The sequence below is a fragment of the Hafnia paralvei genome, assembly GCF_020150375.1.
GTDB classification, from domain to species: Bacteria; Pseudomonadota; Gammaproteobacteria; order Enterobacterales; family Enterobacteriaceae; genus Hafnia; species Hafnia paralvei.
This window is the reverse complement of the sequence record NZ_CP083737.1, coordinates 2961859-2984172: the sequence shown is the minus strand read 5'-3', so window position 1 is coordinate 2984172 and position 22314 is coordinate 2961859. Positions and strand designations below refer to the sequence as shown.

7 protein-coding genes are annotated in these 22314 nt (G+C 50.8%); 6 read left to right on the top strand and 1 reads right to left on the bottom strand.

Features of this window, described 5'->3' with window-relative positions; genetic code table 11:
• Positions 1 to 439 precede the first annotated feature (439 nt).
• The 6 genes from K9N75_RS14070 to K9N75_RS14045 all read left to right on the top strand — a co-directional run bounded on the left by K9N75_RS14070 (position 440) and on the right by K9N75_RS14045 (position 21534).
• Positions 440 to 13861, top strand: coding sequence for an Ig-like domain-containing protein (locus K9N75_RS14070; RefSeq protein ID WP_224451758.1), 13422 nt, complete (start codon positions 440 to 442; stop codon positions 13859 to 13861).
• Positions 13862 to 14147: 286 nt separating this feature from the next.
• A complete protein-coding gene (locus K9N75_RS14065; protein WP_008813944.1) occupies positions 14148 to 15509 on the top strand; it encodes a TolC family outer membrane protein in 1362 nt (453 codons plus the stop codon).
• A gap of 30 nt (positions 15510 to 15539) precedes the next feature.
• Positions 15540 to 17684: a type I secretion system permease/ATPase gene (locus tag K9N75_RS14060; protein WP_039187546.1), complete on the top strand. Its 2145-nt coding sequence runs from the start codon at positions 15540 to 15542 to the stop codon at positions 17682 to 17684.
• An 11-nt stretch (positions 17685 to 17695) separates the two neighbouring features.
• Positions 17696 to 18865: a beta-barrel domain-containing protein gene (locus tag K9N75_RS14055; protein ID WP_008813942.1), complete on the top strand. Its 1170-nt coding sequence runs from the start codon at positions 17696 to 17698 to the stop codon at positions 18863 to 18865.
• A 356-nt stretch (positions 18866 to 19221) separates the two neighbouring features.
• Positions 19222 to 20619 carry an ATP-dependent RNA helicase RhlE gene (rhlE, locus tag K9N75_RS14050; RefSeq protein WP_008813941.1) on the top strand — a complete coding sequence of 466 codons (1398 nt, stop codon included), beginning with the start codon at positions 19222 to 19224 and terminating at the stop codon, positions 20617 to 20619.
• Between the two features lie 393 nt (positions 20620 to 21012).
• Complete coding sequence (locus K9N75_RS14045; RefSeq protein WP_224451757.1) at positions 21013 to 21534, top strand: cysteine hydrolase family protein; 522 nt, start codon at positions 21013 to 21015, stop codon at positions 21532 to 21534.
• Positions 21535 to 21817: 283 nt separating this feature from the next.
• Here K9N75_RS14045 and K9N75_RS14040 read toward each other — a convergent pair whose 3' ends face one another.
• Positions 21818 to 22087, bottom strand: coding sequence for a DUF1883 domain-containing protein (locus tag K9N75_RS14040; RefSeq protein ID WP_061059824.1), 270 nt, complete (start codon positions 22085 to 22087; stop codon positions 21818 to 21820).
• Positions 22088 to 22314 lie beyond the last annotated feature (227 nt).

Below are 22314 nucleotides of genomic sequence, written 5' to 3'. Positions count from 1 at the left end.
TGTAAAGGTCGATAATAAATAATTAGAAATTATGATTAGTTGGACTAATGATAGATTTTAGGAATGAATAAATTTACTAACCATTAACATCCTCTCTTTTCGTCTTTGCTTTTTGTGTTTTCTTTTATCTTATTGATTTTAATTTAAATATTTTTATTTTAATCAGTTCTATGCAGCATACCATGAAAAAAAACCTTACTTACTCGCCATATAGTTAAATTTATGTAAATTGCAGATTGCCTAATTATCAATCGTTGTTTATATATTTCTAGGTAAGGGAATTTATTCTAAAAAGTATCAACGCATTTCTACTCTTTGTTTTTAGTTTTTTTAACTAGGCCAGTGATTTTTACGGAACAGCTTAAAAGCTGTTCTGCGGTTCAGTTTGCGTCGCTTTTAAGCGCGCTTTATATACAGCAAAGTGATTGAAGGGGCGGTTATGGCACAGTCGAATTCAGCATCTGGCACATTAGAGAATTCTGGAAACGTTGATATTGTCGCGCGTTCTAACGGCAAGCAAATAACTCAGTATGCGCATGCGCAAGGTAACCGAGTGGTTACCCTGACCGAATCCAGCGTGGTTAGAATCCACGGTGATTCTGCAATGGTTGCCAGCTATGAACGTCAGGGTAACGATCTTATTGTTCATATGAAAGATGGCTCTACCATGCGTTATCAGCGTTTCTTCTTTATTGATGAACACGGTGAACACAGCGAATTAGTTTTTGACGATGGCAAAACGACGCACCATGCCATTTTCCCGTTTGCAGATATGGCCGGTTCTTCGACCGCACAAGCCGTGATCCCGACTTATCAAACGTTGGGTGATGGGATCACAACATTAGTTGGGCATGAAGGTATCTCTGCCGGTGTGATTGGCGGGGTTCTCGGGGCATTAGCCATCGGCGGTGGTATAGCACTGGCTGCTGGTGGAGGAGGCGGAGGACATGGCGACAGCAACTCAGGAGACGGAAGCGGAAATGGAAATGGTGGTAATGGCAATGGCAATGGTGGAGGCAATGGAAATGGCAACGGCGGCAATGGCAATGGCAATGGCAACGGGAATGGTGGTGGAACAACAAACCCAACCTTAAAATTGAATGCTTTTGCTGGCGATAACGTACTTAACCGCGCCGAAAGCTTGTTAAATCAACTATTAAGCGGAACGACTCAGGCGACCAATGCGGGACGAACCGTCACCCTGACGCTAAATGGTAAAACCTACACCGGCGTTGTTAATGCCGATGGTACTTGGAGCATTAGCGTTCCTAGCGCCGACCTAAAGCAACTGCAGCAAGGCTCCCACGATTTAACCGTGTCTCTCACCGATAAAAATGGCCATACGGTGACGGTACACGAAAGTTTTGATGTCAAAACTGTGAATCCTAATCTCACGTTGAGTCCTTTTGCCGGTGACAATGTTCTGAGCAAAGCAGAAAGTTTGCACGATCAATTATTGAGCGGGACAACTCAGGCAACCAACGCAGGAAGAACCGTTACTCTAACGCTAAATGGCAAGACCTATACCGGCGTTGTTCATGCTGATGGTACTTGGAGTATTAGCGTTCCAAGCACCGATCTGAAATTGCTACAGCAAGGTGCACAAGACCTCAGCGTTTCCATCACGGACAAGTATGGTAATACGGTGACGGTACATGAAAGTTTCGATGTGAAGACCTCCAGCCCCTCTCTCACCATTTCACCGTTTACCGGCGATGATAAGTTAAATGGTTCTGAGCTAAAAACCGATCAGATCCTGAGCGGAAGCTCCTTGAACCTTGAAACTGGTCGAGTGATCACGGTGACACTAGGAGGGAAAAGCTATACGACTCAGGTGCAATCTGATGGTACGTGGAAGGTCACCATCCCTGCAGGAGATCTGATGTTGCTGGCGCAAGGCAACAGCCAAATTACGGTGAGTGCTACCGATCTGGCAGGCCAGAAAGCAACAGATAGCCATACCATTAATGTTGATAGCAGCGCAGGCGGTATCTCGATTGCCATCCTTGCGGGTGACAATATTCTTAATGCCCAAGAGTCTGGAAAAGACCTTTTGGTTCGCGGAACGACCTCCAACGTTTTAGCGGGTCAAACAGTGACCGTTACGCTCAACGGCAAGACTTATACTGCGAAAGTCGATGCTCAAGGAAATTGGAACACCACCATTCCAACGGCCGACCTTAAGGCGTTGCCAAACGATGGCAATTACCTCCTTAAAGCCAGCGTTTCCGATCAAAACCACAATACTGTTACCGATCAGGAAAATCTCCTGGTTGTGACGCATCACCTTCCGCAGCCAACACTGAATCCTCCGTTCGGTGATGGCTATCTTAACGGCAGTGAAGCGCAAAAAGATCAAACGCTAAGCGGTACTACCGGCAGTAAAGGTCCAGGGCAAACCGTTATTGTCACGATTGGCGGTAAAGAATATACCGGCAGCGTTGATGAAAACGGTAACTGGAGTGTCACGGTTCCTGCAGGCGATCTACAGCACCTTCCGGCTGGAACGGTGCCTATCAACGTCAATGTAACCGATCAGGCGGGCAACCCCGGCAGCACTCAGGCTAATTCCACCGTGGATACTACGCCACCGGTGTTAAACGTTGCGCCTTTTGCTGGGGATAATGTCCTTAGCGCGAGTGAAGCTGGAAAAGCGCAAATAGTAAGCGGACAAACCACGCCTGACGAAAAAGGACAAACGGTTACCGTTAGCTTTAACGGGAAAAACTATACGGCGATTGTTGATGCTAATGGTCACTGGCAGCTTTCGATCCCAAGTAGCGATCTCAGCGGTCTTAATGACGGTAACTATCCTCTCGTTGCTACCGTGAAAGATCCGGCTGGAAACGTCACGACGGTCACGACGGACGTCGAAGTTAAAGAGAGTAAGCCAACAATTAGCGTCGCGGTGTTTGCAAGCGACGATAAGCTAGATGGTGCAGAGGCTCAGGTTAGCCAAACGGTGAGCGGTAAAACAACCCATGTGGAAGCGGGCCGGACGGTAACGGTTACCCTCGACGGCGGTAAAACCTATCTTGCCACGGTAAACGCCGACGGTAGTTGGAAAGTCACTGTTCCATCAGGAGATCTTGTTGGTCTGGCCAACGGTTCGCATAGCTTTACCGCCAGCGTTAGCGATAACGCAGGACAATCTGCGACTGCTTCGCATAATTTCACCTCAGCGGCGGATCAGTCAGGTATTGCTATTTCGATTATCTCGACGGATGACTATATTAATGCGCAAGAATTATTGCAGCCGCTAGCCATTAGTGGCACGACGTCGGGGGTTAGCGCTGGCGCAATCGTCAAGGTGGAGTTTAACGGTAAAACCTATAACGCGACCGTCGGTATCAGCGGAGGTTGGACTATCAGCGTACCCACTGCTGATTTGGCTGGTCTTACTGACGGTGCCAAATCCGTCACCGCGACGGCTACCGACAGTTTAGGCCATGCCGTTTCTACGACACATTCTGTGAATGTTTTGGCGCATACGCTTCCATCCCCGACGATCAATCCACCGTTTGGCGATGGCATCTTGAACTTGCAAGAGTCGGGGCAGATTCAGGTTCTGAAAGGAACGACGGGGATCAGTGGATCGCCGCAAACCGTCAGTGTGACCTTAGGCGATAAGGTGTATGTCGCGCAGGTTGATGCCAAGGGTAACTGGAGCGTTTCGGTTCCAGTGAACGATTTGCATAGTTTCCCGAACGGAAATCTCACGTACACCGTTTCAGCCACTGATGTCGCAGGTAATAACAGCGTCTTAAACGGCTCTGCGCTGGTGGATATTACACCGCCAATGCTCTCGGTTCTGGCTTTCACCGCAGACAATATTCTGAATGTTAGCGAGCAGCAAAAAACACAATTAGTGTCAGGTACTGCGTCGACGACTGAGCAGGGCAAGCTGGTTGATGTGGTTATTAATGGTAAACACTATAGTGCGACCGTGGGCTTAGATGGACGTTGGAGCGTTGGTGTACCGGCAAATGATCTGATGAAGCTGACGAATGGCAGCTATACCATCAACGCAACCCTCACGGATTCTGCTGGCAATACCACAAGCACTAATCACACCTTTACCGTTAAAACACTGCTACCAACTATTGCTGTCTCTCCATTTACGGGTGATGGCAAGTTGGATGCTGCGGAAGAGAAAACCGCTCAGATCCTCAAAGGGACCACCACCAACGCAGAGGCCGGTAGTTTGGTGACGGTGACGCTGAACGGTCACACTTATACGACACACGTACTCTCCGATGGCTCGTGGAGCCTGACAATTCCATCGGCGGATCTTGCCAAACTTGCCGAAGGCAATGTTGTTGGTCAGGTAAGTGTCACTGACTTAGCCAACCAAACCAATACTGGTAGTTTTAACTTTACGGTGAGCACGGATGCCGCTCAAGGTGGCATTGCTATCGCGATTGTATCAACCGATGACTACCTCAACGCATCAGAAGCCAAAGGGCCATTAACCATCAGCGGTACGACGAACAATGTTGCAGTCGGCACCTTGGTGACGGTTGTTCTGAACGGTAAAACCTATTCTGCTTCGGTTCTCGCTGATGGCACATGGCAGACATCGGTAAATAGTGCTGATTTGCAGGCGCTTAAAGACGGCGTGACGAAAATCACTGCCAGCGTGAGTGATAATGCCGGTAATACGGTTAACGCTTCACATGACCTCAACGTGTTGATCCACACCTTGCCGCATCCAACGATTAGCACACCGTTTGGTGATGGTGTTCTGAATCAGGTTGAATCCCAAAATCCACAGACTGTCACGGGTAATACAGGCGTTGCTGGCACAGGACAAACCGTATCGCTGAGTATTGGTGGTCATACTTATCAGGGCGTGGTGGACAGCAGTGGTGGTTGGAAAGTGACGATTCCCGCGGCTGACTTACAGGCATTAACCAACGGCAGTGCTCAGATTTCCGTTACGGTAGGTGATATCGCGGGTAATCAGGCGAATGTGAGCGTCGTTGCATCGGTGGATACCGTGTCTCCTGTACTGACGATTGATCCATTTACCGGCGACAATCGGTTGAACATCCAAGAGGCGAAAACGGCTGAAACCTTATCAGGAACCGCCGTGGGGGCAGAGCAAGGCCAGACGGTGACTGTAACGCTTAACGGCAAAATGTATACCACGCAGGTTAATGGCAGCGGTAACTGGAGCGTCAGTATTCCTGCCAGCGATTTACAGGCATTACATAACGGCACCGCCACGATTAACGTTAGCGTGGCGGATAAAGCGGGGAATAGCGCAAGTCTGCAACAGAACATTACCGTTGATTCCGACCCTAACAATGCTCCGTTGCTGAGTGTGAATGTCTTTGCGGGAAATGACGTGGTTGACAGCGGTGAACAGCAACATCCACAGACGTTGACGGGTAAAACAGTCAACGTAGAGCAGGGGCAGACGGTGACGGTGACGCTGGGCGCCGGCAGTTATTCAGGTACGGTGAACGCCGACGGTAGTTGGTCGGTGACGATCCCACAAAGTGCATTAAATGGGCTGAATGACGGTAGCTATACACTCACGGTTAAGGTGAGTGATCTGAGCGGCAACAGCGTTCAAACCACTCATAATTTCTCTGTGGACACGGCCGCTAGCGTGGTCACGGTGTCGCCCATCACCGGTGATAATCTGGTTAATATTTCAGAAATAGCGTCAGGGCTGGCGCTGAGTGGAACGTCCTCGAATATTCCGGTGGGGGGAACATTAGAGATAACCCTCAATGGGAAGGTTTATACCACCACAATTCAGGCAAATGGCGTCTGGAACTTTACTGTTCCCGTGCAAGATGCCAAGGCGATCCCTGATGGTACCTCGACGGTGACGCTGGCGGTCTTGGATAACGCAGGAAACCCCGTATCTTCTAGCCAGAACTTTGAAATTATTACTCACACCTCACCGCATGTAACGTTAAATACGCCATTTGGTGATGGCTATTTGAATGCTGTCGAAGCGACAAATAATCAGGTGCTTAGTGGGAGTACCGGCGTATCAGGCATTGGACAAACTGTCACCGTCAACTTTGGTGGCAAGAGTTACACCGCGACGGTCGATGCTCAAGGCAACTGGAAAGCGAATATTCCAAGCAGTGATTTTGCGAATTTGAATGATGGTCAGCAGGCGATCACCGTGACTGCGAGTGACGCGGTGGGTAATTCGGATGTCCTCAATGGCTCTGCTCAAATCGACAAAACGCTGCCACAGATCACCATAGATCCTATCGCGGGCGATAATATCATTAACGCCGCAGAGGCTCAGAGCCCGATCGTTGTGAGCGGCACTGCGCCTATCAGTGATAGCGGGCAGTCTGTGTTGCTTAAGGTTGTGGTCAACGGTTCAACATACACCGCTACGGTGAACGCGGATGGAACCTGGAGTATTACGTTGCCGGCAGGAGCGCTCAATGGCGTTAATGACGGCAATATTAATTTTACCGCGTCGCTTACCGACATGGCGGGAAATACGGGAACCACCAGCCAAACGGTGAAATTAGACGCGTCTGCGGCCAATCAACCTACCATTCATATTGATACGGTCTCGGGCGACGATTACATCAATGCTCAGGAAGCGAATGGGGCGCTGACGATTTCGGGCACCACCACTCACGTTGAGCTGAACCAGCAAGTCACCATTACGCTAAACGGCAAAGTGTATACCGCGAATGTTAACGCCGATGGTACTTGGTCATACAGTGTTCCAGCCAGTGACGTTAAGCTGCTGCCAGATGGTCTGGATAGCATTAATGTGTCTGTCAGCGATACCAGCGGTAACCCTGCAACGGATTCCCACAACGTCACTGTGATTGCACAGCCTGCTGATTTGCCGACGATTCACGTCAATACCGTCGCTGGGGACAACGTGATTAATGCGCAGGAAGCTAACAGTCCACTGCAAATTACCGGCACCACATCGCATGTCACCGCGGGTCAAACGGTCACCGTCACGCTGAATGGTAAAACGTACACGGCGAGAGTGGACGCCAGCGGGCAGTGGTCCACCACCGTGCCACAGGCTGATGTACAAGCGTTGGGTCAGGGCACTCAAACCGTGAGCGCGACGGTGAAAGATGTGGCGCAAAACGTCGTTACCGACAATCACCCTATTCAGGTTGATACGCTATCTCCGCTGCTTACGATAGATGTGTTCGCCAGCGACAATATCCTAAATTATGCCGAATCATTGGTAACGCAGATTCTGAGTGGCAAAACAGAGTCGGGTCTGACCGTCAGCGTGACGGTTAATGGCAAAACGGTACAGGTAACGGCGGATAACAACGGTGTGTGGCAATTGCCTATCGCCGCCGTGGATTTACAAGCACTGCCGGATGGTAAAAATACGATTTCGGTCGTCGTCACGGATACGGCGGGGAACGTGACGAATAAAGATCTCAGCATTAACGTAGGTACTCATCTGTTGCCAACGCTAACGCTGAATACCCCGTTTACCGACGGAATTCTTAGCATTGCCGAATCGGCCGCGGGTGGGGTATTAAACGGTAAAGCGACCAATCTGCTTGCCGGAACTATCGTGACCGTCACCGTGGGCAGCGTGACCTTAAAAGGCAGCGTTGATGCTAATGGTAATTGGTCTATTCCCGTCAATGGGCATGTGCTGGATGTTTTGGCCGATGGAAAAGCCACGCTTACCGTCTCGGCTTCGGACGCCTATGGAAACCCAAGCTCGGTCTCGACGACGCTAGATGTGCTGACTCACCAACTGCCGGATGCGACGATTACATTGCCTCTGTTTGGCGATGGGATTTTGAATAATGCTGAAGCGGGACTGGGTCAAACGCTGACGGGCCTTTCAGGGCTCACGGGCGCGGGTCAAACGGTAACGATCACACTGGATGGAAAATCCTACACCGGTTCGGTAGACGTGAATGGCAACTGGAGTGTGCAATTACCTTCCAATGTGCTGCTGGCGTTGGGGGATTCCAGCCATGCGATTAGTGTGACGCTGACAGACCGTGCAGGTAACAGCGACACTAGCGACGTTGTGGGTTTTACGTCGAAAGTGACATTACCGATTCCGACGCTGAATACGCCGTTTGGCGATGGCATTCTCAACGCGCTTGAAGCGCAGAGCAACGGGAGCTTGAGTGGCACATCTGGGCTTAGTACGAACGTCGGCGTTACTGTGATTGTCAATGTTAACGGAACTCCGCTGGCGGCGACAGTTAACGCTGATGGCTCATGGACGCTGCCGCTGAGCAGCGCCGTACTCCAGTCTCTGCCAGACGGCGTGTGGCCGGTGACAGTCACGGTAACTGACTCTGCACAAAACGTGGTGACTTCGGCACCGCAAAACATCGAAATCCTCACTCATCTCTTACCGACGCCGACCATTTTACAGCCGTTTGGTGATGGTTTACTGAGCATTGCTGAGGCCGGTGCTGCACAAATCTTAACGGGGACGACGGGGATCACCGGCGCGGGGCAGATCGTTAAAGTCACCGTGGGGACTCAGATACTCACCGCGACGGTACAGGATAATGGGCAATGGACCGTTACCGCTCCGACTGGCGCGTTATCGACTATTGCTAACGGGGCAGGAAAAATTCATGTCCAAGTCACCGATCATGCCGGTAACAGCGTTGGCGTTGATGGCAACTTTACCGCCATGTTGACCCCGCCTAATCCGACGATCAACCTACCGTTTGGTGACGGCAATTTAAGTATCGGTGAAGCTAACGATGTCGCGTTGCTCAGTGGGACAACGGGGCTAACGGGCGCGAACCAACTGGTGAAAATCAGCATTGATATCGGCGGCGTCGTTTATACCGGCTCCGTAGACATCAACGGTAACTGGCTGGTGAGCATTCCACCGAAATCTTTACTGGATATCGGCAACGGTAATCACACCATTAGCGTGACGGCGCAAGATGCGGCTGGAAACTCCACCACACTGACCCCTGCGCCGGTGTTCCATGCATTCCTCACGCCGCCAACGGTAACGCTGGATACGCCGTTTGGTGATGGTGCGCTGAACGTCAATGATGCGCTCTCTGCTCAAGTCCTGAAGGGATCTTTGGATTTGCATGGTTCGACGGTGGCGAGTTCCAGCGTTGTGGTGACGATTAACGGGATTCCCCATGATGCGGCGATTAGTGCAGATGGCACCTCTTGGTCGTTAACACTGCAACCGACGGATCTTACAGCGGCAAATCTGGGAAGCGGCAATCAAACTATCAGCGTTGTCGTTTCCGATCAGGCTCACAATACGTCATCAACGTCGGGTCAGGCTCTTATTGCTCTGACACTGCCGACTATTGTGGTGAATGCGAACTTTGCCTCCGATGGCGTGGTCGATTTTGGCGATTTGCATGCGTCACAAACCATCAGCGGGACCTCGACAGGGTTGAGCGTGGGGCAAAACGTCAGCATTGCTATTGGTGGAAAAACGTTCTTAGCGCAGGTGAAGGCCGATGGTTCATGGAGTTATAATTTAGGCATTGCTGATTTAGCTTCACTGGCCAGTGGCCCAGGTACGTTGGTGGTATCTGCCAATGATGCAGCAAACAACCACGTCGATTCGCTGACGACGTCCTTTACACTGAATCCTGCCTCGATTATTCCAATTTTAACGGTCGATCCTGTGGGTGGCGATAACCTGATGGGGATTGCCGATCTTTCGACGGCGAATATCACCATCACCGGGCACTCTATCAATATCGCACCGGGATCGCCGGTTAGCGTGAGCTTGGACGTGCTCGGACCTTATCTGGGAATCATCAATGCTGATGGTTCTTGGTCGGTCACGATCCCTCGCAGTGAGTTTACCGATGGCCCACATGTGATCACGGCGGTCTCTTTGGGCGAAAGCGGCGCGGTGAATTTTACCGTTGATACCGTAGCACCAGTGTTAACCGTGAACGCCTTTGCGGGTGATGACAAACTCAATGCAACTGAAGCCACTACAGCTCAAATTCTTAGCGGGACGGCAAGTGGTTCCGAGGTTGGGCAGAACGTTCAGATTCAACTGAATGGGAAAAACTATGCTGCTACAGTCATTAGCGATGGCGGCAGCGGAGGGACATGGTCAGTCTCTGTTCCTGCGGCGGATCTGGCTCTGTTGAATCAAGGTAACAATGACATCACGGTTACGCTCACCGATAAGGCGGGCAACTCAACCCAGGTCACTCATACAGTCAATGTAGATACGGTTATTCCGCTCGTGAGCATAGATCCTCTGAGTATTGGAGGACTGTTGAACACGGTAACTCTTGGCGCAGGTATGTTGCTCTCGGGGCATGCAGAGGCTAACAGTAATATTACTATCAAGATCGGGCCATTGACTGAAACCGTGCAAACCAACAGCTCCGGTATTTGGTCGCTGACTGTGCCGAAGATTGATTTGCAATCTCTGACCGATGGCCCACAGGTAATAAGCGTTACCAGCACCGATGCTTATGGCAACGTGAGTAAGCCTGTCAACGTTGGTCTTAACGTGGCTCTTAACCCTGGGTTAGGCGATACGATTAACACGCTCATTGGTGGCAATGGGGTGTTGAATCTGGCTGAATCCTTGCTGACCCAAACGTTAACCGGAACGGCCAGCGGTAACTATACCGGCGCTAAAGTCTCGGTAGACATCTTTGGTCATCCATTTACCGCGAATGTGGGGAGCGATGGCAAGTGGAGTCTAAATATTGATCCGAGCGCTTGGCTCTCAGCGGCGGGGAGCTCAGTTGTGCTTGATGTCGTGCTCACGGATGCTAATGGCAACGTCAAACATACCCCTGTTAATCTTGATTTAGCGCTGACTAATCTGCCAATCATTCAAAATGTGGTCGCCATGGGCGATGGCTTCTTGAACAAGGCTGAAAGTACCACCAGCGGCGTGATATCCGGCCTACTGGGTAATAGCGTGGTGGCGGGTACTACAGTCACCGTACAACTGGGTACCAAAACTTATACGGCGACCTTAACAGGGAACTCATGGTCGGCAAGTATACCTCAGGTCGATCTGGCCGCGTTGCAAGATGGCAATGTCAAAGTCGTCATTACGGCGACCGATCCCGCGGGCAACGTGGTGACGAGCAATAGCCTGCTGGACGTCATTGTTAATAATCTACCAACTTTAAGTTTCAACCCGCTGTTTGGTGACGGCACATTATCGTTGTCGGAGCTATTGGCCGGTGGCTTGTCTATCGGTGGCTCAAGCTCGGGGTTGGCAGGGCAAACACTAGCCGTGAGCATTGCCGGTTCACCTGCGGTCAATGTGAAAGTCGGCTCTGATGGTAAGTGGAGTCTGGCGTTAACGCCTGACTTAGTGGGAATTTTGCAAGGCATTGGTAGCGGCAATGTGACGGTAGAAGTGACCGGTAAAGACATTGCGGGTAACCCTATCGATCAAACTGCAGGTCTGAAGCTCGATCTTCTGCCACCGGTATTGAGCAACATCTCCTTGTTTGGCGATGGTTTGCTGAACGCGGTGGATGCGACGACTAACCAATTGATTACAGGTACTGCGACCGGTGCGCCACTGGGTTCAACCGTTAGCGTAGTGGTGGGGGGGAAAACCTTCACCGGCGTGACCTTGGCGGATGGTAGCTTTAGCATCACGCTCACGCCGGCTAATCTGTCTCAATTGCCGGATGGTAGCTTAACCGCAACGGTGACCGTTACCACGCCGACCGGTAACACCTCATCGGCGACGGCTGGCGTTAAAGTAGGGTTGACGAATCTGCCGACGATTGCTCTCAACGCTCTGTTTGGTGGGGATGGATACCTTAATCACGTTGAGTCGCTGGTGAATCAGACTATCAGCGGCAAAGTGACCAATATGACCTCAGGTTCCGTCAATATTAACGTCGGTGGAACGCTGCTGACAGCGACCATCAATGCCGATGGCACCTGGAGTCAGGTCATTAGCAGCAGTGTGTTGAGCAATCTACCCGATGGAAAACTCAACATTAGCGTGAGTGTGACCGACTCGGTTGGCAATATTATTACCCAGCCATCGATTCTGACCACGCTGACCCATGCACTCCCATCGATTTCTATCGGCAGCCTGTTTGGTGATGGCGCGTTGAGCGTGGGTGATTTGCTGTCGGCTCAGGTGATAAGTGGAACATCCGTGAATTTGGCGGGGGGATCATTAAGCCTGACGCTAGGCGGGAAAGCGTACAGCATACCGGTAGATAACAACGGCGCATGGAGTCTTTCCGTTCCACCGTTAGACCTGAAAGCGTTGCTGGATGGCAATCTCACGGTGAGCGTTACGGCGAAAGATGTGGCCGGTAACCCTGCCAGCGCCAGCGGCCTGCTTTCTGTTATCACGCACGCGTTACCGACGCTGGCCATTGGCAGCATTTTTGGCGACGGTGGCTTGAATATTGGCGATTTAGCCAGCGCTCAAGTGATCAGCGGAACCAGTACCAACGCACAAGGTTCTCAGCTCACCGTGACGTTAGGGGGTAAGTCCTACCTCACAACGGTGGGAAGCGACGGTTCATGGAGCATTAGCGTTCCTCAAACGGATTTGTCACTGCTTGGTGATGGCAATTTAGGCGTCAACGTATCGTTGACTAACCCAATTGGCAATACGGTGAGCACCGGGGGTTCACTCAACGTCATTACCCATTTACCAACCGTGGGGATTGCGAGTGGTCTATTTGGCAGCGATGGCGTGTTGAATATCGCTGAATCAGGCGTTTCACAACTGCTGAGCGGTACGGTGAGTAGCGCATTACCGGGTGCAAAAGTGGTGGTCACGTTAGGTGCCGTAGACTATCAGGCCACGGTGAATACCAACGGTACTTGGTCGTTAAACCTCAGTCCTACGCTGCTTAAAACCCTCACCGACGGCAATTTGCATATTGGCGTTAAAGTCACCGACGTGGTGGGCAATACCAACAGCACCGCCGTTGATGTTGGCGTCAAACTCACCCAACCGATTTTAACGATGGCGGCTCTCGCTTTGCCATCGCTGACCGATCTGTTGTTCGGCGGCAAATTGCTGGTGATAAAAGGGACGGCGGGCAATCTGAAGCAAGGAGACAACGTCCATGTTTCATTGCTGAATGACACGCTCGCGGCGGATGCCAAAGTCGATGGGCAAGGAAATTGGTCGGCATCGCTAACGCTGACGTTGGATTTGCTGAACCTATTACTGCTCAACAAGGTCGTTAACCTGAGTGCTCACGATTATGCCGGCAACGGCGTTAGCGTCAACGTGGGACTCGATGGCCATATTATTGATATCACTCCAACCTCTGCGCCAGCACCGATGATGATGGCAATGAGTCTGGATGATGTTGATACCAGCCAATCCAGTTCTCAGGATCACCTGTCTCAATCGCTGTCTAGCACGAGTGGCGATGAATCCGTCACCACACCATCCTCCGGCACTTTCACCATCGGTGGCGTCACCATTGATCTGGCGGATGGGACGCATAACAGCGGTGCTTCAGTCACTGGTAGTACGGCGAACGATACCGTGCACGTTACCGATCTTGGCTTCACTCATATTGACGGCGGTTCAGGCACCGACACATTGGTACTGAACGGCAGCAATATGAATCTGGATTTAACGTCACTGGGGATGAAAGTCGAGCACATTGAGATTTTCGATCTAGGCAAAGCGGGCAATAACACCATCACATTAGATCTTAAGGAGGCGCTCAAGGTGACGGACAAACCTGAAGATGACCTATTGATTAAAGGTAGCGTCGGCGATCGGGTCAATCTGGTGCATGGGCAAGGGGATATTTGGGACGTCAGCGGCCAACGTGAAGTCAATGGCGTGACCTATGACGTTTACCATAACTCATCAACCGGCAACAGCACGTTGGGAGACGTTCTGATCCAACAGGGGCTGCACGTGAATTTGATGTAGATGGTCGAGGCAATGTGCTGCCTGAGTTCACGCATGGGTTTTAGCCTAAACCTAGGCAGTTAAAGCAACGCCAACAGGATGTTGGTGTGGGAAGGCGGCCACAGGGATGTGGCATGTCAACCCTGTGCGAAGAGGGCGTCACGGAAAAACGCGTGGTTGTTAGGGGCGCCAACAGTTACACCAACATTATCCTTTTTCTCGCTTGAGAATAGGAGCACAGAGCGGGATGAGCTCTAAACACAAAAATCGATAAGCCATCATCACGATGTAAAGGTGGGGCAACATTATGAAGCGCTTAAAAAAATGGCCGGTAACGGCTTGGTTGTGCTGTGGTTTGAGTTGTTTTACCTCGTTTCCGCTGTTGGCTAAAACTCCGGCTGCGGATTATCAGTGGCAGTCGGCACCCTCCGAGCAAATGGAGGCTGAGCTTTCGATCAAAGAAGCGATTCTGCGGGCGTTTGGTCGCCATCCACAAATCGCCCAAGCGTCGGCGCAGATTCATGTCGGCGCGGCAAACTTGACCGTGGCAAAAAGTGCTTGGTTTCCGCAGATTTCATTGCAGAGTGCGGCAGGGCGTTCGCATCAAACGGACTCTTCCGGTTCGCTAAACAGCAATGCGTCGGCGGGCGTGACGCTGAATCAACTGCTGTACGATTTTGGTAAAACGAGCGGCAGCATCGATGAGCAACAAAACCTCGGTGCGGCTTATGATTATCAACTCTATAGCGTCCTGAATAACGTCGGACAGCAGACGGTACAGGCCTATTTGCAGGTCAAGCGTTATCAAGAGCTTATGGCTGCGGCACAGCGCAATCTGGCATCGCTGGAAGCGGTCAAAGAGATGTCGAAACTCCGCGCGGATGCGGGGCTAAGCTCGCAGTCTGATGTTCTTCAGGCGGAAACCCGCATTGCTGGAATGAACGCCACCTATGAACAGTATCGCGCACAAGAACGTTCAGCGCAGGCGAATCTCTCAGTCTTAACGGGCGTTGTGGCGACAAACCTTCCCGATTTACCCAAAGACCTCCTCGATCAAAAGATCACCATTAAAGACCTTCCCTATGAGCAAAACAGTGCTGTTCGCAGTGCGCAGGCTAAGCAGTTAGCAGCCGAACAGCGAGTGCGACAGGCCGAGGCTCAACACTGGCCCACTATTTCAGTGCAGGCTGGGCGAACTCGCTACGAAAACAGCGCCAGCTCCTATTGGGACGATCAGGTGCAATTAGTGGTACAGGCCCCGATATATCAGGGGGGAGCGACCAGTGCCAAAGTGGATGCCGCGGAGGGCGATCGCCAATCGGCTCAGGCTGAGGTCGAGGCGAGTAAGTTGGATATAAACCAAAAGGCGTCGGTGGCCTATGCCGATCTGATCGGTGCGCAGCAGCGTCAATTGGCGGGTGAAGAGCAATTCAGCTCGGCGGAAAATACTCGCAGCGTCTATCAGGATGAATACAAGCTCAGCAAACGTAGTTTGAATGACCTACTCAGCGTTGAGCAAGATGTATTACAGGCTGATAGTGCGGCGATTATTGCCCGCTATGACGTCTGGGATGCGGCTGTTCGCTATGCGGGCGCAGTAGATAACTTACTCGATATGTTGAATATTTCGCGGCCAAAAGTGACGGGCGATACCCTGCCTGCATTATGACGAACGCGTTAAATCCAGAAGAGGTATGCAATGGCAGCAGATCAACATGCAAACGCCGATAAATGGATTTTAGCGATGGGGCGCGCGGCAGGGCGTTTTGGACTTCCCTGTGATATACCCGCATTACGCCAGCAGATGCGCTGGTTTGAAAATCTTCCCGTGCAGCGCCGGTTGGAGCGGTTGGGGGCGTTACTCGGATTACAGATCAGCATTCGTCCAAAAAACAATGTCAAGTGGCGTAATGAGATCATGCCGGTGATGGCGCAGCTGGAAGATGGTTCTGTTCTGATTTTGGAAAACATGGATGCTGAAAAGCATGTGAGCTATTGGTTAAGCGACTGTGGCGACATGGTGCGTGAAGAGGAACTCGACGCGTTGTTGGCACGCATACAACCCGATGTGGTGCTGTTGGGGATTGCGGCTCGCGGGCAAGACTCACGCATTGACGATTTCGTGCAGCCTTATCGAGAGCACTGGTTCTGGCATCATTTTAAACATGCAGGACGCAAGCTGTCTGAAATCTCTCTCGCCTCGGTATTGGGCAACGTACTCGCGCTGGCGGGAATTCTGTTTTCTATGCAGGTGTACGATCGAGTGATACCTGCCCAGTCGTATCCGACACTATGGGTGCTGTTTATCGGCGTTTTGTTTGCTGCATTTTTGGAATATTTCATTCGCCTATCACGTACCCATATTTCCGATCTGATGGGCAAACATATCGACTTAAAAGTGTCATCGATGTTCTTTGCCCGAGCGCTGGCGATTAAAAATGACGCGCGTCCAAAATCCACCGGTTCTTTTATTTCTCAACTGCGGGAAATCGATCAGGTGCGTGAGCTGCTGACGTCGACAACCGTCGGTGCCGCGATGGATATGCCGTTCGTGCTGCTGTTTTTAGCCATTATGGCAATGGTGGGCGGGCCTTTGGTTGCCATCCCGCTGATCGCTATTCCGCTGATTGTGATCCCTGGCATTTTGATCCAGTGGCCGCTGGCTAAATTGGCGAAAGAAGGGATGCGTGAAAGCGCCATTCGTAACGCGGTGCTGGTGGAGTCCATCGAGGGCGTTGAGGATATTAAAGCGCTTCAGGCTGAACCCTATTTTCAGCGTCAGTGGGAACAGACACACCATGTCAGTGCGGCTATCGGCATGAAACAGCGCGTGTGGGGCGCTCGGCTTAGCGGATGGGCCTCGACGGTACAACAAATTACCTATGCAGGGATGCTGGTTCTCGGGGCATATCTGGTGCTGGCGGGGGATATCACCACAGGTACTATGGTGGCTTGTAGCCTGCTTTCTTCACGCACCATTGCGCCACTCATGCAGCTCACGATGGTTTTTTCACGCTGGCAGCATGCTAAAAGCGCCATGACAGGGCTGAATGAGCTGCTGAAGAAACCGTTAGATCGCGATCCAGAGAAAAAAATGGCGCACTGTCCGGCGTTAGCGGGGCACTACCAGTTCGAAAATGTGCAATACAGCTATGACATAGAGAAAGGGGAACAGGCGTTATATATCCCTGAATTAGAAATAAAACCCGGCGAACGTGTGGCGTTGGTGGGCAAGGTGGGCGCGGGAAAATCCACCTTGTTAAAATTGCTTTCAGGTCAGGCAGAGCCTAGCAAAGGAAAGCTAATTATTGATGGCGTTGATATGGCTCATATTGATCCGGTGGATGTTCGGCGACAGATTGGTTTGCTATCGCAGGATTCGCGACTGTTCTTTGGCACTTTGCGGCAAAACCTGATGCTAGGACATCCACATGCCACCGATCAGGAGCTGATTCAGGCGTTGCGGATTAGCGGAGCATTAGGCATGGTACAAAAAGACGCCGCCAGTTTAGATCGTATGATCAACGAGGGTGGGCGCGGACTTTCTGGAGGACAGCGGCAAATGGTGATGCTCAGCCGTATGATCGTGCGTAATCCCCAGGTCGTGCTGTTAGACGAACCAACGGCGTCCATGGACGAGCAGCTCGAAAGCTACGTGATCCGCCAGCTTCAGAGCTGGATGGCGGGGCGTACGTTGGTATTAGTTACACACCGTCCAGCGCTTTTAGCTATGGTTGATCGAATTATCGTGATGGATAACGGCAAAGTGGTGGCTGATGGCTCTCGAGACGAGATTCTCGGGCAGGCGCAGCGTAACAGTAACGTGACATCGGTTGTGGCCTAAGCGGGGTTGATATGGCAGAACTCACAATGCAGGAAGATATGGCGCGTCAGTCACGTTTCTATTCATCAGTCGTTTGGATCACGTTGGCGGGTATGGTGGGATTTTTCATTTGGGCCTATTTTGCCACGCTGGATGAAGTCACCGTCGGTACTGGTAAGGTGACGACGTCAATCCGTGCCCAACTGATTGAAAGTTTGGATGGCGGTATTGTTTCTGCGCTGTTGGTGCATGAAGGCGATATTGTCAAAAAGGGACAAATTCTTGCGCGCCTTGATCCCAAGCGATTTCAGTCTAACTACGGTGAAGCCGCGGCCAGAGCTCGGGCGCTTCGTGCGTCTTCTGAGCGTTTGCGTTCTGAACTGACCGGGGAACCGCTAAAATTCAGTGCCAGTACGCTGGCTGAGCCCGCGTTAGTGGCGCGTGAACGTCAGCTCTATGAGTCTCGCCGTCGTAATTTGAATGAGACCGTGGCTAATTTACAAGAGTCGTATCGGTTGGTGGTTGCCGAGCTGAGGATGACTCAGCCGCTGGTTGCCAAAGGGGCGGCAAGTCAGGTTGAGGTTATTCGTTTACAGCGGCAGGCCAGCGAATTACAGGGAAAAATCGATGACGCTCGTAACCAATATGCGCTTAGGGCGCGTGAAGAACAGGTTAAGAACAATGCCGATTTGGATGCTCAACTTGAAGTTATGGCCGGTAAGGAAGATCAGCTAGATCGCGTCACTATGATTTCACCGGTGCGCGGCATCGTGAAGGATATTCAGGTGATGACGGTTGGTGGTGTGCTGCAGCCGGGCGGCAAATTGATGGAAATTGTTCCGTTAGAAGATCAGCTGCTGATAGAAACACGTATTAACCCTCGCGACATAGCCTACATTCGTCCGGGGCTACCGGCCACGGTTAAGATCACCGCTTATGACTCCTCCATCTATGGCAACTTAAATGGCACGGTAGAAATTGTCTCGCCCGATACGCTGCAAGATGAAGTCCGTCGCGACCAATATTATTACCGAGTATACGTACGTACCCAAAGCGCAGAGCTAAGCAACAAAGCAGGGCGTAAATTCCCAATATTACCGGGGATGGTGGCCAGCGTAGAGATCAAAACGGGTCAGAAAACGGTGTTGGATTATTTGATTAAGCCGCTGAATAAGGTGAAAGAAGCGCTTAGGGAGCGGTAGGTATGAGAGATATGATAACGGCGCAACTTTTCGTATATCTACTGTGCGGAGTGCGTGCGCTGGTACATTCAGCTCGGTCACCTTCGACTGAGGTGGTTGTATAAATACCGTAATTGATAGGCGGTCGAAACATTTCGCCGCCGTTCTATAAACGAATGGCGAGCGAAACCTTATCCCCCCTAAAAAACAAATCAGACTCCGATCACATTTTCTGTTAGAATCCAGCACAATTATGTTGCACTCGCAGTTTGTGCCTATCCCTCGTGGTGATTTCTTATACTACCGCGTCTGATAAATCCACCCGGAAACTGCACCCGTCCTTTCGGGTCAAGGTGGATTTGGAGTTTTACCCTAATATGTCTTTTGATACTCTCGGCCTGAGTGCCGAATTGCTGCGCGCTGTTGAAGAACAGGGCTACCGCGAACCTACGCCTATCCAATCCCAAGCTATCCCCGTCGTTCTACAGCGCCGTGACCTGATGGCCAGTGCGCAAACGGGCACGGGTAAAACCGCGGGCTTTACCTTGCCGCTGTTACAAATTCTTTCTCAGGATACTCAGCCAGCAAAAGGCCGTCGCCCTGTACGCGCGTTAATTTTGACACCAACCCGCGAGCTGGCAGCCCAGATCGGCGAGAACGTGCGTGATTACAGCAAATATCTGAATCTTCGTTCGTTGGTGGTATTCGGCGGCGTCAGCATTAACCCGCAGATGATGAAACTACGCGGTGGTGTGGATGTTCTGGTGGCAACGCCGGGACGTTTGCTGGACTTGGAACATCAACACGCGGTTGACTTGTCTAAAGTTGAGATTTTGGTGTTGGATGAAGCTGACCGTATGCTGGATATGGGCTTTATCCATGATATCCGTCGCGTGTTAGCTAAGCTGCCCGCTAAGCGCCAAAACCTGCTGTTCTCCGCAACGTTCTCTGACGAAATCAAAGAACTGGCAAACAAACTGCTGACCAATCCTGCCTCCGTTGAGGTCGCGCGTCGCAACACTGCCTCTGAGCAGGTTGCGCAGTCGGTGCATTTTGTGGATAAACGCCGTAAGCGTGAACTGCTGTCGCAGCTGATTGGCACTCATAATTGGCAGCAGGTGCTGGTATTTACCCGTACTAAATATGGTGCAAACCATTTGGCTGAACAGTTGAATAAAGACGGTATCACCGCTGCGGCTATTCATGGTAATAAAAGCCAAGGCGCACGTACCCGAGCATTAGCCGACTTCAAAACAGGCTCAATTCGTGTACTGGTGGCGACCGATATCGCCGCTCGTGGTTTAGATATCGATCAGTTACCTCATGTGGTTAACTTCGAGCTGCCAAACGTACCGGAAGATTACGTACACCGTATCGGCCGTACTGGTCGTGCCGAATGTACCGGCGAAGCACTGTCATTAGTCTGCGTGGATGAACATAAGCTGCTGCGTGATATTGAGCGCCTGCTTAAACGCGAAATTCCGCGTATCGCTATTGAAGGCTATGAGCCAGACCCTAGCATTAAGGCCGATCCAATCCAGAATGGCCGTCAAAGCCAAGGTCGCGGTCAAGGCCGTGGTCAATCTCAGGGACGCAGCCAAGGTAACGGACAATCGCGTGATGGTGCTCGCTCCGGCGATAAACCTCGCGCAAACAACGGTGGCCAACGCCGTGCGCAGGGAGAAGGACGTAAGCCTGAATCTCGCGGTGATGCTCCTGCATCACAGCAGCGTCGTCCGTATCGTGGAAACAAGAAAACGGCAACGACTGCGTAAGCCTAGCTCCTCTTCAGGCCAGATGAACATCAGGATGTAAGAGAGCCATCAAGAAAAATTCAGCGCATATTCTGTGGCTGGATTAACAAAGTACCCATCACACCCTGTGAGCAGTTTGCTGGCAGGGTGTTTTATTTTATAAAACCACTATGCTGCATAGTGAGCTGATTTGAATCGAGCTTGTTGGTAAATCTTTTTGCCATCCCCACCGTTTCCGCCTCAACAGCCCTGCAAACCTAACATAAATCAAAATTAGTTGTGCGATAGCAGGGAAGGGGATACTCGATTTATGCCACTATTATTGCAGAGAGCTTAATGTTGATTATGGTTGGAATTTTCTTCTAGAGTACAGATCATAGCGGTGGATGTTATCTCACATACAAGGAAAACAGCATGCCAAAGCAAGCCCTAATCGTTATTGATATCCAGAATGATTACTTCGATGGGGGGAATTACCCTCAATGGAATACTGAGGATACGCTGAGCAAGATTGAAAATGCCGTCGCTAAAGCTCAGTTAAAAAGTATACCGATCATTCTGGTTCAGCATGTTGCGGATGTAAGCCGCGGCACTGCTCCTTTCTTCAATAAAGGCACGACGGGTGTGGATATTCATCCGCGTATTTTGGCTGCTGCACCGCAGGCTGAAGTCGTCGTCAAGGCGTTTGCCGATAGTTTTTATCATACTGATTTGGAAAATGTTTTATCAGCCAGAGACATCGAGGAATTGCTTATTTGTGGCATGATGACGCAGAACTGCGTGGCATTTACGGCAGTCTCAAAAGCGGCAGAGAAGTATTCTATAAAGGTATTGTCTGACTGTTGCACCAGCGTTAGCCAGATGGTTCATCGGATTGCCTTAAATGCATTATCTATCCGTGTACCGTTGGTTGATTCAAGCACTGAGCTGCAATAGCGCTGATGTTGCTTCCTCAAAATGGCGATGCTGTTGGTCTGCACCGCCACTCTATCTACGAAATCTGTCTTATCAATCACCGCTTTCGTCAAATTAATATTTCTTAAGTTACAGGTAGTTATACGCGTATACTGCAGCGGCCATGATAATCATCACGATGGTTATTTTTCTCATTAGGGGGCTCTGGCTAATTTGAAGAGGGCACAGCTTAGCATAAAGCCGTGTTTTGAGTTATGACGCAGGTAACAGTCCAAGGTGTGTGGCGGATGCGCAGCTAGCCCGTTCATGAGTCGCTATCTGAAATGATGCTTATTTTGACAGATGGAGGAGCGCATTCTGCGCTGTGCGTATCGATAACGATGTTCCATATACCGTCATACGGAACTTCTATCACCGCGGGAAAAGAACTAAAAAATCCCCCATGATAATCAGCCCAGCTATCGCGACAAAAGCGGTCGTATTGCTTTTCATGGATCAGAAGAACCTTTGCAGGCTCCGAACATACTACTTTCACATAGCTATTGCCCGCTAAATAGCAACGACTGGTTTTCATTCAATAGAGCTCCATACGCAATAAAAAAAACTCTCATCCCCGTATGTGTGGATGAGAGTAGCCATAGGCCAACACCAGGGAAACTTACAAATTACGTTGAGTGATGAAATTGTTATAACGCATAAATTTACATAAGTTATTGATTTAGATCTATTAAATTTATTAACCAAATGCGTGTTTTGATTTTTTATATAATCAAATCTTATTGAATTAATTAACTAATTGAA